The sequence below is a fragment of the Pseudomonas sp. GL-RE-29 genome, from assembly GCF_019947275.1.
In the GTDB taxonomy this organism is placed as follows: domain Bacteria; phylum Pseudomonadota; class Gammaproteobacteria; order Pseudomonadales; family Pseudomonadaceae; genus Aquipseudomonas; species Aquipseudomonas fluorescens_A.
Map to the genome: position 1 here is coordinate 164,480 of NZ_JAGYGD010000008.1, position 12,921 is coordinate 177,400.

The 12,921-nt window shown below is 55.7% G+C and carries 10 protein-coding genes; 3 read left to right on the plus strand and 7 right to left on the minus strand.

Annotated features, from left to right (window positions below):
• Window positions 1-5: 5 nt before the first annotated feature.
• Genes tssH through tssA form a run of 7 tightly spaced genes read right to left on the minus strand, consistent with a single transcriptional unit; the run spans window position 6 to window position 9,456 of the window.
• Window positions 6-2,654: a type VI secretion system ATPase TssH gene (tssH, locus tag KGB21_RS09685; protein WP_223504927.1), complete on the minus strand. Its 2,649-nt coding sequence runs from the start codon at window positions 2,652-2,654 to the stop codon at window positions 6-8.
• The gene (gene tssG / locus KGB21_RS09690; RefSeq protein ID WP_223504929.1) at window positions 2,651-3,673 is read right to left on the minus strand and encodes a type VI secretion system baseplate subunit TssG; all 1,023 of its coding nucleotides are present in this window, start codon (window positions 3,671-3,673) and stop codon (window positions 2,651-2,653) included. Before tssG ends, tssH begins: the two co-directional genes overlap by 4 nt.
• Window positions 3,637-5,421, minus strand: a complete 1,785-nt coding sequence (tssF, locus tag KGB21_RS09695) for a type VI secretion system baseplate subunit TssF (RefSeq protein WP_223504931.1) — start codon at window positions 5,419-5,421, stop codon at window positions 3,637-3,639. The genes tssG and tssF overlap by 37 nt, the downstream gene beginning before the upstream one ends.
• Before the next feature lie 15 nt (window positions 5,422-5,436).
• Window positions 5,437-5,847 carry a type VI secretion system baseplate subunit TssE gene (tssE, locus tag KGB21_RS09700; RefSeq protein WP_223504933.1) on the minus strand — a complete coding sequence of 137 codons (411 nt, stop codon included), beginning with the start codon at window positions 5,845-5,847 and terminating at the stop codon, window positions 5,437-5,439.
• Between the two features lie 12 nt (window positions 5,848-5,859).
• Window positions 5,860-7,335, minus strand: a complete 1,476-nt coding sequence (gene tssC / locus KGB21_RS09705) for a type VI secretion system contractile sheath large subunit (protein WP_223504935.1) — start codon at window positions 7,333-7,335, stop codon at window positions 5,860-5,862.
• Window positions 7,336-7,363: 28 nt separating this feature from the next.
• Window positions 7,364-7,867: a type VI secretion system contractile sheath small subunit gene (gene tssB / locus KGB21_RS09710; protein ID WP_223504937.1), complete on the minus strand. Its 504-nt coding sequence runs from the start codon at window positions 7,865-7,867 to the stop codon at window positions 7,364-7,366.
• Between the two features lie 32 nt (window positions 7,868-7,899).
• Entirely contained in the window at window positions 7,900-9,456 is a 1,557-nt protein-coding gene (gene tssA, locus KGB21_RS09715) for a type VI secretion system protein TssA (RefSeq protein WP_223504939.1), read from the minus strand.
• Between the two features lie 395 nt (window positions 9,457-9,851).
• Between tssA and KGB21_RS09720 the strand changes: the two genes are divergently transcribed.
• From KGB21_RS09720 to KGB21_RS09730, 3 genes are all read left to right on the plus strand, one after another.
• The gene (locus KGB21_RS09720) at window positions 9,852-11,201 is read left to right on the plus strand and encodes a DUF6861 domain-containing protein (protein ID WP_223504941.1); all 1,350 of its coding nucleotides are present in this window, start codon (window positions 9,852-9,854) and stop codon (window positions 11,199-11,201) included.
• An 11-nt stretch (window positions 11,202-11,212) separates the two neighbouring features.
• A complete protein-coding gene (locus KGB21_RS09725; protein ID WP_223504943.1) occupies window positions 11,213-11,830 on the plus strand; it encodes a GAD-like domain-containing protein in 618 nt (205 codons plus the stop codon).
• A 648-nt stretch (window positions 11,831-12,478) separates the two neighbouring features.
• Window positions 12,479-12,874: a DUF6124 family protein gene (locus KGB21_RS09730; protein ID WP_223504945.1), complete on the plus strand. Its 396-nt coding sequence runs from the start codon at window positions 12,479-12,481 to the stop codon at window positions 12,872-12,874.
• Window positions 12,875-12,921: the final 47 nt, after the last annotated feature.

Here is a 12,921-nt window from a genome sequence, read left to right on the forward strand (position 1 = left end):
CCATCTCAGCCGAACTCACAGACGACGCAAGCATCGGAGTCCAACGTCGCGTGAGCGCGCTTGAGTGTATGCCCGGTTGCCATCGCCTCGATCAACCGGTCGGCCACCCGAGGCAGTACATGCATTTCAAGCAGATGGTCGATCAGTCGGGCACCGCTGTCGCTCTGTACGCAGCGCTCGACCAGGTGATCGACGAGACTTTGACAGTATGTAAAGTCGAGCTGACGACGGTGCAGGCGCTCGCCCAGAAGGTCGAGTTTGACTTCAATCAGCTCACGCAGCACAACTCCACTGACCGGGTAATAAGGCACTACGCGCATACGCGCCAGCAATGCTGGTTTGAAGTGCTGGGTTAGAATCGGGCGGATAGATTCTTCCAGAGCAGGCGCGCTGGGTCGCACGGTTTTATCGCATAGCGCATTGATCTGGGTGCTACCCAGATTCGAAGTCATCAGGATCAGCGTGTTGCGAAAATCGATCTCGCGCCCTTCCCCATCGTTCACCACACCTTTGTCGAAGATTTGATAGAACAGGTTGAGCACGTCCGGGTCGGCCTTCTCGACTTCATCAAGCAGTACCACGGAATACGGCTTCTTGCGCACGGCCTCGGTCAGCATGCCCCCTTCGCCGTACCCGACGTACCCGGGAGGCGCACCGATCAGGCGCGAAACGGTGTGCCTTTCCTGAAACTCGGACATGTTGATCGTGGTGATGAAACGATCACCGCCATACAGCAAGTCCGCGAGCGCCAGCGCGGTTTCAGTCTTGCCGACACCACTCGGGCCAACGAGCAAAAATACCCCCGCTGGCGCATCGGGTTTGTTCAGGCCTGCTGCGGTTGCGCGCATAGAGCGATCCAGTGCCAGGATGGCCTCCTCTTGACCGCGAATGCGATGGCGCAGGTCAGTGGCAAAACTGGCGACCCGGGCATTGTGCTCACGGGCCAGTTGCGTCAGCGGCACACCGGTCCAGGCGCTGATCACTTCAGCCACCAGCCGTGGACACACTTCGAAACTCACCAGACGTTCCTTGGCTTGCGCATCGACCAGGGCGCGGTGAGTTTCGTTGAGAGAGCCCTCCAGGATTTCCACGCGCCGGGCCGTGGCATCTCGCCCGTCGAAGCTATCGATCCCAATGTCATCCCGACCCACTTCAGCCTTGGCGTTCGTTTCATCGACAGCCCTGGCGTGGGCCAATTTCTCGCGCAAGTCCAGCAGGCGCTTGGCCAGGACCATTTGCTCAGACCACTGCGCCTCCAGAGCCGACCTTTTCTCCTCAGCGTCGCGCAATCGAGATTTCAGATCCTCAAGGGCCAAGTGGTCAATTTGCAAACCAGCATCGGCGTCACGGTACAGAGCCTGGCGTTGCCGCTCCCCCTCAGCCAGCTCGCCGCGCAAATGTTCCAGGCGCTGTGGGGCCGCGGCCAGACTGATTCGAACGCGAGCACATGCGGTGTCGAGGACGTCGATTGCCTTGTCCGGTAGCTGACGACCAGCAAGGTATCGAGCGGACAATTCAGCGGCCGCTACCACAGCGTCGTCACGAAGGTAGATGCCGTGACTCTTTTCGTACACAGGAGCCAGACCGCGAAGTATGGTCACCGCTTCGTTAACAGTGGGTTCGTGTAACTGCACGGGCTGAAAACGCCGAGCCAAGGCAGGGTCTTTTTCGAAGTACCGTTTGTACTCAGTCCACGTGGTGGCGGCGATGGTTCGCAATTCGCCACGGGCCAGAGCCGGTTTGAGCAGATTGGCCGCGTCGGATCCGCCTGCAGTCCCTCCTGCGCCGATCAGTGTGTGAGCTTCGTCGATGAACAGGATGATCAGTTTCGGTGACGCCTTGATCTCATCGATCACGCCTTTCAGGCGCCGTTCGAACTCTCCTTTGACACTGGCACCGGCCTGCAACAACCCCATGTCCAGGGACAATATTTCCACGCCTTGCAATACGGGCGGAACCTCCCCGGCAGCAATGCGCAAGGCGAGTCCTTCAACGACGGCAGTCTTGCCGACACCCGCGTCACCAACCACGATCGGGTTGCTTTTTCGACGACGGGCGAGAATGTCGACCATCTGGCGGATGGCACCGTCTCGGCACAACACCGGGTCCAGTCTGCCATCGCGAGCTTGTTGGCTGAGGTTGTGAGTGAAGCGCTCCAACAGCGTTTCACCCGCGACAGCAGAATGGCCAGCGGACGACAGCTCTGTTCGGGATAATGCAAATTCTTTCAGTCGGTCAATGTTCAGCTTGGCCAGCAATGGCTGGTAATGACTGCCGGCGTAACGCATCGGATTGCGCAGCAACGCGAGGATCAACGCGGCTTCACCTACCACACTTTGACCCAATTCGAGGTTTCCCACGAGCAAGGCATCCTGCAGCCACTGCACCAATTCCTGAGCGAACACCGGATTTCGCGAAGCACTATGCTCAATCGGCGAGTGCAACGTGGCAGCCAGTTCACTCGCTTCGACTTCAGCGTCTAGCAACGCGCGGCCGAGCAGACCGTGAGGTCGTTCCAGCAATGCGAGCAACAGATCTTCGACGAGGACCTTGCTGCCACCGCGGGCGACACAACGTTCGGCAGAACTTTCCAGATCACGACGGGTTTCGGCGTCAAGCGCCTGGATAAGTTGTTGCAGGTCTACGTTGATCATTGGTCACGTCCTTGATGAATTTTGCTACCCAGGGTCACCACGCCGTCGGCGCGTTCGCGGCCAAGCCAACTGGTCCAACCCAGTCGACAGGCGTTGTGTTCACCAATGCGCAGTTCACGGATTTCTTCGTGACGCAGGGCCAGGCGAATGTCGTAATCGAGCGGGTCACGCAGGGTGAACCGCACAAGCGCACACAGCGGCTGATAACCGAAACCGATCGGCAGGAACTCGTGGAAGCGTTGCCAGTTGAGTTCGCGGATGTGAATCCGGAACTTGCCACTGCGATCGCGGACGTGTTCGCCCAGCACCAGATCGTCACCGAGCTTGCTGTTGGCTCGGCCTAACCGATTGCACTGCTCAGCGAGAATGTCGACGCGACGTTCCACGCACTGCTCGATATTCAGTTCGGCGTGCTTGAAGTAGTACCGCAATACAGCCTCGATCAGCGCGGCTGAGTGCGCCCGCAAGCTGAGCAAACCGAGGTAAGGAAACAGACGCTTCCAGTTCAGCTCACCGGCCTTGCGTATCTCCTCGCCGCCGAGACCGATCAAGGCGAACAACTGCGCGGAAAATGGGTCAAGGGCACCGCTCTGAAAGCCTGCGCGATAGCGATACTTGCGCCAGATCGGCAACATCAGCCTCTGCAGACGATGGTGAAACAGGTCGAGGAAGTTACGAGTCCGGTTGCCATCTTCGCTATCACCCAAAGCTTGTTCACCGTAGAAAGCTGGCAGCGGTGAACTGGAACCGATCAGGCCAATCAGATTGAATCGCAGCCTCGCGCGCATCTGACCGTGCTCTTCAAAAAACTCCACGCGGTCCACGTCGCAGCCGGGAAACCCAAGACATGGATTGGCCTGGAACTCGAGCTGGTCGTACAAATCGTCTTCGCTCAGGAGCGGGTGCGCCTCTCTAAGCCGTTCAACCACAAGCAGCACGGCCTGAAACAGTGAGTACTCACGTATTACCTGACTCAGCCCGCTTAAAGCAGGGGCTGCATACCCATGCGGGGCGTCCATTGGTATACCTCTCCCTGTGTGCTGATTACCCGCAACTCGTGGTACGAATTGAGGCTGGCGTAAAGCGCGAAAAACTCGTTGAGTACCGAAGCGAATACGAACAGGTCGCCGTCGCCGATGTAGCCTTGCGGATCGATGATCAGCTCAGTGCGCAACCCGCGCACCGGTAACCCGCGATGCAATCTGTCGACGTGCTGATGCTTGATCGACTTCAGTCCGGCCAGCAGCCGCTTGCTGACTTTTTCCGCGTGCTGATCGTAAAAACGCGGAAGGTCATAGGTTTCGAGAATCACCTTCAACGCATTGACGTCAGCCAGGGACAGGTAGTTAAGCGACATGTTGCTGATCAACTTCCAAAGGAAGTCACGATTCAGTGGGGGCGCAAAACACGATGTGACCGCAGTGATGTTGCGAAAGCTCAGGTAGGCCGGCGTCTGGTCGCAGGCCTGACTGATGTCTCCGAGTTTTAGCTTGCGCGGCAGATTCTGGTTGGTACAGATCAGCTCTATCGACAGGGTTTCCTGAACTTCGCCACTAAAACCGAAGCTGAGGTAGGTATCGAGGCCGTCGTGCAATAGCGACGAGCGTTGACGAACGCTGTAGTGGGGGCTGCTGACGGGCACATCAAAACTCGGATCGTGCTCAAAGGATTCGAACGGCACATAATTTCGATAACCCAAGCCACCCGGTCTCCAGCCCGTGACAGACTCCACGGAGAACACGCCGCAGTTTTCCAGGTCGTACCGGGCCGGTAGCAACAGGTGCTCATCCTGCTTTCCGTCGAGGCGAACTGGCAATGCGTCATGCTTGAACAGGTTTACGATTGGTGTGCAATGGAGCTTCACGTTGTCCAGTGTCGGACGCAGTCGCTGGACTCCAATCTTGTTGATGTCGAAGCGCAACTCCAGGCCACGGATTTCCTTGAGGATGTTCTCGGGCAAGGTTTTGAGCAGATCGATACCATTGATATCGACGAACAGAAACTTGTCCTGAAAAGCGAAATACTCCTGCAAGTAGCGATAGCCACGGAAAGTGTTCAGCGGATAGGGCATCAACGCTTCTTCTTCAGCAAACCCTACCGGTTGCACGTGATCGCCAGATAACTTGAACGTCAACGGCGCATCATTTACCCCGACGACAGGCTTGCCCGCACCGTCCAGCGGGATCAGTTCGATGCCGTCCAGGTTGCGTAAAAGGCCAAGGTAAAGCATCTGGCTGATGTAACGCTCGCCAGCGAAGTGGAGGCGCAAACGCTTCAATTCCAACTCGCCAAAATGACCTTCAGCGGTCATCCCCAACCGCAGGCTCAATAGCGAACCATTGCCCTTGACCGAATAGTTCAGCGCAACAAGATCCAGTGCTGACACTTCAGTTGCATAACAGGTGCGGAAACGGCAGCGCACGCCTTCAATCGGAATACTTTCCACTGGTGTATCACGTTCGACTATTGACGCAGGTTCCGAACGCATCAGCGGGGCGAACTGCAAAATGCTGAACGCGGGTAGCGGTCGCATGTAGTTGGGCCAAAGTAACTGCATCAACGAATGGCTTAGCTCAGGCAATTCGTCATCAAGCTTCTGCCGTAAGCGCCCGGTCAAGAAAGCGAAACCTTCAAGCAATCGCTCTACATCCGGATCACGTCCGGGCTGGCCCAGGAACGGCGCCAATGCCGGACTGCGTTCGGCGAACCGACGGCCTAACTCGCGAAGTGCAGTCAATTCACTTAGGTAGTAGTGGTTAAAGGACATGGAAGATTACCGATGTCATGAACTCACCCTGACCTGACCGCTACCATGCAGGTACGCGACGAAACTGACCGAATGCTTGATACCTTCGATGCTCAGCAGGCCCTCGATGCTGAAAGAGAGGCGCAATGGATCGTCGTCACGCGGCTGGGAACACACACGAACGTTGCTCAGGCGCGGCTCATAGGCCTCGATAAACTTCTCGATGGTCAGGCGTGCCTGATTCAGGGAATCGTGCAGGCTCAGGCGCATGTCATTCAGATCGGGTAATCCGTAATCGGGCAAGGTCTGCACGCTGCCCGCGCGGGTGCTGAGCATCTTGGACAGATGGGCAGCCACAGACGCCGAGGCGGAGCTTTCGCGGTTCCAGCCGACACGTTTTTGCGCGTCGCCGCCCAGGCGTTCAAACAGGCTGCCGTATCCAGTCATGAGTAGCTCCGTTTACTCTTTGTCCAGCTTGCCAACCAGGGACAAGGTGAAGTCAGCTCCCATGTACTTGAAATGGGGGCGCACATTTAGGCTGACGCGATACCAGCCAGGCTCGCCGTCTACATCACTGACAATGATCTTGGCTGCGCGCAGTGGCCGACGACCACGGACTTCGGCACTCGGATTTTCCTGATCGGCTACGTATTGGCGAATCCACTTGTTGAGTTCCAGCTCGAGGTCGGTGCGCTCTTTCCACGAACCCAGTTGCTCGCGCTGCAGGACTTTCAAATAGTGGGCGAGTCGATTGACGATCATCATGTACGGCAATTGGGTGCCGAGTTTGTAGTTCAACTCTGCAACCTTGCCTTCAGCGCCGATGCCAAAATTTTTCGGCTTTTGCACGGAGCTGGCGGAGAAAAATGCTGCGTTATCGCTGCCCTTGCGCATCGTCAGGGCAATGAACCCCTCCTCAGAAAGTTCGTATTCACGGCGGTCGGACACCAGCACTTCCGTTGGAATTTTGGTTTCAATTTCGCCCATGCTTTCGAAATGGTGCAATGGCAGGTCTTCAACTGCTCCACCGCTTTGCGGCCCAATGATGTTCGGACACCAGCGAAATTTGGCGAAGCTGTCAGTAAGCCGGGTGCCAAATGCGAAAGCCGTATTACCCCACAGGTAGTGCTCGTGGCTGTTGGAGACGGTTTCCTTGTACATGAACGATTTCACCGGGTTTTCTTGAGGGTGATACGGGTTACGCAGAAGAAAGCGCGGTACGGTCAAGCCAAAGTAACGGGCGTCTTCTGATTGACGAAAGCTCTGCCATTTTGCGAATTGCGGACCGTCGAAGTGGTCCTTCAAATCTTTTATATCCGGCAGGCCGGTGAAGCTTTCCAGACCGAAAAACTTCGGGCCGGCTGCCGCAATGAACGGCGCGTGGGACATGCAGGCAACGCTGGATACGTACTGCATCAGCTTGACGTCCGGCGAGCTCGGTGACAGAAAGTAATTAGCGATTATCGCGCCGACCGGCTGACCACCGAACTGACCGTATTCAGCGGTGTAGACGTGCTTGTACAAGCCAGCCTGCATCACTTCCGGCGAATCTTCGAAGTCGTCCAGCAGATCTTCCTTGGAGACGTTCAGGATCTCGATCTTGATGTTTTCACGGAAGTTAGTGCGATCGACCAGCAACTGCAAACCACGCCACGAGGATTCCAGAGACTGGAAGTCGGGGTGATGCAGGATTTCATCCATCTGACGGCCAAGCTTGGAATCAATCTCGGCAATCATGCGGTCAACCAGGGCTTTCTTGACCGGCTCACCGCTGTTCTGCGGCTTGAGCAGCTCTTCTATGAACGCCGACACGCCGCGCTTGGCGATGTCGTACGCTTCGTCATCGGGCGTGAGTCGGGTTTCGGCAATGATGCTGTCGAGAATGCTGTACTCGCTGTTCTCGTTACTCTTTTGCTGTGCTGCACTCTTGCTCATAGTATTGGCTTCCTTGGCTGATGGAGACTCAGGCGTCTTGGGCTACGGCGTACAATCCCAGCTCACCTAAAATGCGACCGCGGGATTCGTCGTCGGCGAGAACGCCTTCGATGGCTTTGCGGAACGCCGGCGCGTTACCAAGCGGCCCCTTGAGAGCCACCAGTGCGTTGCGCAGCTCCATCAACTTTTTCAACTCAGGCACTTGCTCGACCAGGTGGGCCGGGGTGAAGTCTTTCATCGAGTCGACGCGCAGATGCATCGCCAGATCTTCAGTGCTGCCGGCTTCCTGAAGCCGGTTCGGAACACTCAAGGTCAGCTGCAATTCTTGTTTGGCCAGCACTTCGTCGAAGGTCATCTTGTCGATGCTGATCGGCTTGCGATCTTCGACTTTGCGTTCGTCCTTACGGTGGGTGTAATCACCGATAGCCAGTAATTTCAATGGCAGTTCAATCTCTTCCTGAGCACCGCCGGTGGCGGGCTTGAAAGTTACGTTGATGCGTTCCTTGGGGGCTACCGAGCCTTCTTTGGCCATGGCTTTTTTCCTTGCGGTTGCGGCCCGGGGGCCTAGTCGAGCGCCACTTCGAGATCGAGATGGCACAGCCTGCGATAAATCTCTTCCTTGCATTCGCGCACCGCATGGTTCTGGGGCAGCGCCTCGCAGCAGCTGTGCAGCAATTGCAGCACTTGCAACGCGAGGTCCGGCTCCCAGGCGTGCAGCCCAGCGTCCTGCAATGTCTGGTCAAGGGTTTCAAGTTGGGTTTTGGCCAGTTCGAACTTTTTGGCCATGAAGCACAAACGTGCGAGGGTGAACTGCCAGAAAAAACGCTCGCGTGCGCCGTGGGCACCTTGCAGGCCAAGCTTCAGGAATTGCACAGCGGCCTTGAGGCCGTCCTTGCGCAGAATTGGCTGGACTTCTTCCAGGGCCAGTTCCCACGCCGACCGAATCTCCGGCACTTCAACGGAGCGTGGTGCATCAGGGTTCTGCACATGCGGCATGACATGGGCATCAACCCACAAGCGGGTGGCCGGGTCGGCGAAAGGAGCGCCATCGTGGAAACGCAATTCGAGGATGACGGGGAGGCGCTGAATCAATAGTGAAAAATGGACTTCCACCTCGCGCATGGCCATTTCTGCGTTCAGGCCTTGAAGGCATTCCCAGACCATACGCTGGCCATCGAACCAGAACGGCGCCTTGGCCACACTGGCTTCGAGCTCCACCAATAGGTCGGCGTACCTGGCCTGCTCGTAGCGTTCCTGATATGACTTGAGCTTGTCGACAGGCAGCCCGCGCAGCGCGGTAATCTGCTCGGTATTACGCTCGGGCAACGTGTCGATGGAGAGCCACAGCATCGTACGATTCAGGCGTAAAGCGCGCGGATCCGTAGCTTTTTGCTTTAGCCACCAGGCGCAAAGCAACCGTGCACTGTCCTGCTGGGCACGCAATGCCTTACTGGCATCTTTCTCGTTGTCGATGGGTGCCTCAGGATTGAGCAACTGCGCAGCGACCTGTTTGACCTGAGCCACCGCGGACTCCACCACACCCGGCGCTGGCTGATGTTCGACGGCGCGTTGCACCATGTTTTTCAAACGTCGGGAAATCGGCAGCAACAGCGGTGCATCGCTACCCAAGTGCCTCGTGCAAATAGCATCGAGGCGTTCCAGATGATCCACCAGGCATCGGAACAGGGGCAGTTGCTCTTTGACCGCCACATTTTCGTTCAGCACCCCTTCAAGACGCGTTGCCAACCAACTAATGGCTGCGGAACGGGTACGGGGCTTTTTCGGGTAGATCCCGGCCCAATGGTTTTCGCACAGGTAATGAATCAACCCAAGGCCAGCCACCAGACCCTGGAGCGATTCGCGCTGATAGAGCGCCCAGGTGAGCCAGACGCCGACGCGCAAATCCTTTGACTGGGTTCGCAGAATGTTTTCGCTGCTTTCACGGATTTTCAACCAGTCGACCTGACCACGCTCGTGCATGGATTGAGCTTTGCCCAGCTCGCTTTCCAACGCCTCGTATTCGCCCGAAAAGCGAATGTCCTCACCCACAAAACTCTCTTTGGAAATAGAGGTTTTAGCGAGCTCTAGGTAATGAGTGGAAAGTTTGCTTGAGTAAGACATCAATAGCCTTCTAAGAATTACGGCCGTTCGCTAATTGCAGTTCAATGACGCCAGTCGTTGTAGCCGGCGACGTGACAAAGCATGGCAAAAATAAAACATTAAAAATGTAGGACGCTTCTGAAAGTTCTCACACACAACGATTAAAAGGCATGCATCGTCATACTAATTACATTTTGGAGTAGGAAAATTTACTTCATGCACAGTCACCACTTCTCAGCGACTCACTTGACTCTAGTCACTTGTCACGTGATGCAACATTTTGAAATACGGGAAGTTTCCGACCGCGATAAGCGATCCTTCCTACATCAGCCCTTTCAATACCTTGTTAGCGTATTTCGGTAATGGACACCGGGTTATCGGTGCACTAACAGGCGAATTGTCAGGGAGACACTCGAATGTTTTTATGGCACATGGTGCCCACGTGGCACGAGATAGAAAACCGAATCACCCGTGAAATGGGGTACCAAGGAGGCGCCTGCTATCGCACGCATCTGAACGAGCGTGCTCCCTCCGTCGCTCTTAACATCCGTCGTATCAACAGCGTCAGATCTGCGTTCAACCTGGCCGAGTGGGAAGCGGGCCGCTTATTGAGGCAACGCTTCGCTGACCTCGACATCTCCAGCGTCCTCAACGAATTGATCGAAGTTGTCACTCAAATGGCAATGATCGTTGCCGGCGGTGCGTTGATCGGAGGAGCCGTCGGAGCGGGTACAGGCGCGTTTCTCGGAGGGGCTGGCGCCATTCCCATGGGTGCCGCTGGCGCCGCAATGGGGTTGCAAGTCAGCACCTGGATATTGGGGATACTCGGCCTGACATCCATCGCTGAGTTTTTCGTCGAGGGTTTACCGCGCATTGGCGAGTATTACCTGACGGGGATCAACATCGCGTGGGAAGGCCCGCGTGGCGAGGAAGGGTTGAACCCGTTCAGCCAGGACGACCCTTCCGCCCAGCGCAGGGCTGCCAATGACATCGCTCTGGGGCATGTCGAAGTTGTCGCCCTGCTGCTGGGCGCCATCGTTGCTCACCTTACGCGCGGCCGAGGCAATGCCAATGTCCTCGCCCAGGAAATGCGAGCAAGCCCCAAAGGAGCGAGGTTAGGCGAATGGATGCTCAAGCATGAAGACGCACTGAAAAAACGACCAGACCTGCAAACCTCAGAGCCACGCCGAGGGGCACTCGGCCCGCAGGAACCTGCGCCGCCAGCACATCGTCCTTCTGGAAAAGACAAAGTTTCCCCCCGTGACAAACCGAACGCCATGCCGCTTCATCAAGTTGAATGCTTCAAAGCGGACAAGATGCCGGCGTCTAAAATCAGAGAGTTCGAGCGGCAGTTGAAGGGTCAAGAGGATGGACTGAATCGGCTGACGGTGGATGAGTATCTGGAGAATATTGCTAATCCTGTGAAACGTAGCCAAAAGGCTGCCAGGCAGGCGCGGGACGATTTACAAGCTAAATTGCAAGAGCGCTTTCAAGAAGAGCTTTTACAAACGATGAGCGCCAAATCGGCGAGAGCAGAGAGCATAGAAAAAGCCAAGGAGACAATGTCAAATCTCGCGGGGCTGCATAATCCTGATTTGAGCGCAGGAGGCAAAGATATAATTGCAGACTTTGGTGATCGACAAGTTAACTCCAGCATTGGTCCACAATGGAGGCCAAAAACTGAAAATTTGAAAAAGGCCGCGGAAACAATACCAACGTCTTTACGCGAGCATACATATCTCAATGTCAAACTTCGTAAATGTTAAGGGGAAAAGCAATGGATGAGATATTTTCCATTTTTCTAGATACATTTGGTGGGCCAGTTGATCGGCAGGAAGTACCGGCTTCAAGTATCGAACGCTTCCGAGGCAAGCTGCCGAATCAGTTGCTGGAATACTGGGCCCAACACGGTTGGTGCGGCTACGGTGACGGCATTTTCTGGATAGTTAACCCGCAAGAATACGAGGGGGTAGTAGCGTCCTGGCTTGAAGGAACGAAATTTAAGACTTTCGACACCTACCACCTAATTGCTCGTAGTGCCTTTGGCGACCTGTACCTTTGGGGCGAAAAAACGGGGGCCTCGCTCAAGATCACCAGTATTCTTTCTCGGTATATAACGCACACGTCTATATATACAGGGGAGCAAATGGATAAAGGACTTCGATCCTTCCTGCTGTCCAGACAGGTAGACTCCAACAATTATGGCGACCTATTTAAGCCCGCGAAGAAAAAGCTCGGCATTTTGCGACACGACGAGATGTACGGCTTTGTTCCTGCATTTATGCTCGGCGGCCCGGACACTCTTGAACATCTAGAAAAAGTGAAAGCGGTGGAGCATCTGATTTTGCTGTCTCAAATCACTGAGCTTCAGCCCTACAGTTTTTCAGACCTTTAAGGCAGATTTCAATTACACCTGTTGGCCCACATAAAATGGGTTAACTGTAAGACACGACGTGCCGTTTGACTTCATGTTGAAAACGACCGAAGGCTGGTTTTAACTGACGAACCGAAGACCATCCACAGGAAGCTCCAGGCGTATGCCTTGTGGGATTCATCGGTTATGGGGGTGAGTTAAGAAACGGTTTTGTTACGCACCCGCTACATTCACCTTTCCGTTAACTGAAACGCGGCCAAAGACTTGAACATCAGTGACATGAGCGTCGTTTTCGGGAACAAGGCTGTTTAAGTGGTGTGCGATTTAGCACCAAAACCCCTCAGCCTTCTCAGACTTTTCCTTCGAAAAGTAGGGCATCCATGAACTAGGCGCCTTGGAAATAGGCAGATAACCTCTGCTCGTCACCGCAAAAAACGGTGACACGGACGTGCAAGTCCGGTACATATCGCCGCGCAGATGCCTCGCAACCTATAGAGCATTAAAATCCTTTTTGGATCGCTTTTATGGCAGCTGTGCGTGGGAGGTCCCTTTGGGGTCTGCCGGGGTCCGATATGCCCGGTCTTGCACACCCGCGTACGGCTGCCACCATCATTTCGAATGCAAGCGAAACGGTGTCAGCCCCTTCAATACACATATCGGGATGCACCTATGATCAAGCCAACGCCTAACCCGCCGGAAAACCCAGCAACAACCCCTTACGAATCCTTCGATTCAACGAAACTCCACGAAGCCGCTGAACGCGCCCTCGACCACCATCTCGCCCCACCCAAGCCCGCTCCAACAAAACGCACCGGCCAACTCTTCAGCGTCTGCCCAGACATCAACACCGAAGCCCTCCTCGCCAACGCCTCCGAAGACCTGCTCTCCATCAGCGCCATCGCCGCCGACCTCGCCGACGATGTGGATGGCTCGCGCCGTTCCGTAGCCTTGGCGCTCAGTCGTATGGCCGACGGTGTGCATTTGTTGGTGGAGCAGGCGCTGGATCATCTGGATGAACCGGAAATGGCAGCGATCGTTGCCAGGCAACACAGTCGTGTCGGCTAGGTAGGAGCCGGCTTGCTGGCGATGGCGTCAATGAGAGCACCATCGCC

Coding starts and splice junctions, on each gene's coding strand:
- tssH (WP_223504927.1), bottom strand. CDS start 2,654: ATGATCAACGTAGACCTGCAACAACTTATCCAGGCGCTTGACGCCGAA.
- tssG (WP_223504929.1), bottom strand. CDS start 3,673: ATGGACGCCCCGCATGGGTATGCAGCCCCTGCTTTAAGCGGGCTGAGT.
- tssF (WP_223504931.1), bottom strand. CDS start 5,421: ATGTCCTTTAACCACTACTACCTAAGTGAATTGACTGCACTTCGCGAG.
- tssE (WP_223504933.1), bottom strand. CDS start 5,847: ATGACTGGATACGGCAGCCTGTTTGAACGCCTGGGCGGCGACGCGCAA.
- tssC (WP_223504935.1), bottom strand. CDS start 7,335: ATGAGCAAGAGTGCAGCACAGCAAAAGAGTAACGAGAACAGCGAGTAC.
- tssB (WP_223504937.1), bottom strand. CDS start 7,867: ATGGCCAAAGAAGGCTCGGTAGCCCCCAAGGAACGCATCAACGTAACT.
- tssA (WP_223504939.1), bottom strand. CDS start 9,456: ATGTCTTACTCAAGCAAACTTTCCACTCATTACCTAGAGCTCGCTAAA.
- KGB21_RS09720 (WP_223504941.1), top strand. CDS start 9,852: ATGTTTTTATGGCACATGGTGCCCACGTGGCACGAGATAGAAAACCGA.
- KGB21_RS09725 (WP_223504943.1), top strand. CDS start 11,213: ATGGATGAGATATTTTCCATTTTTCTAGATACATTTGGTGGGCCAGTT.
- KGB21_RS09730 (WP_223504945.1), top strand. CDS start 12,479: ATGATCAAGCCAACGCCTAACCCGCCGGAAAACCCAGCAACAACCCCT.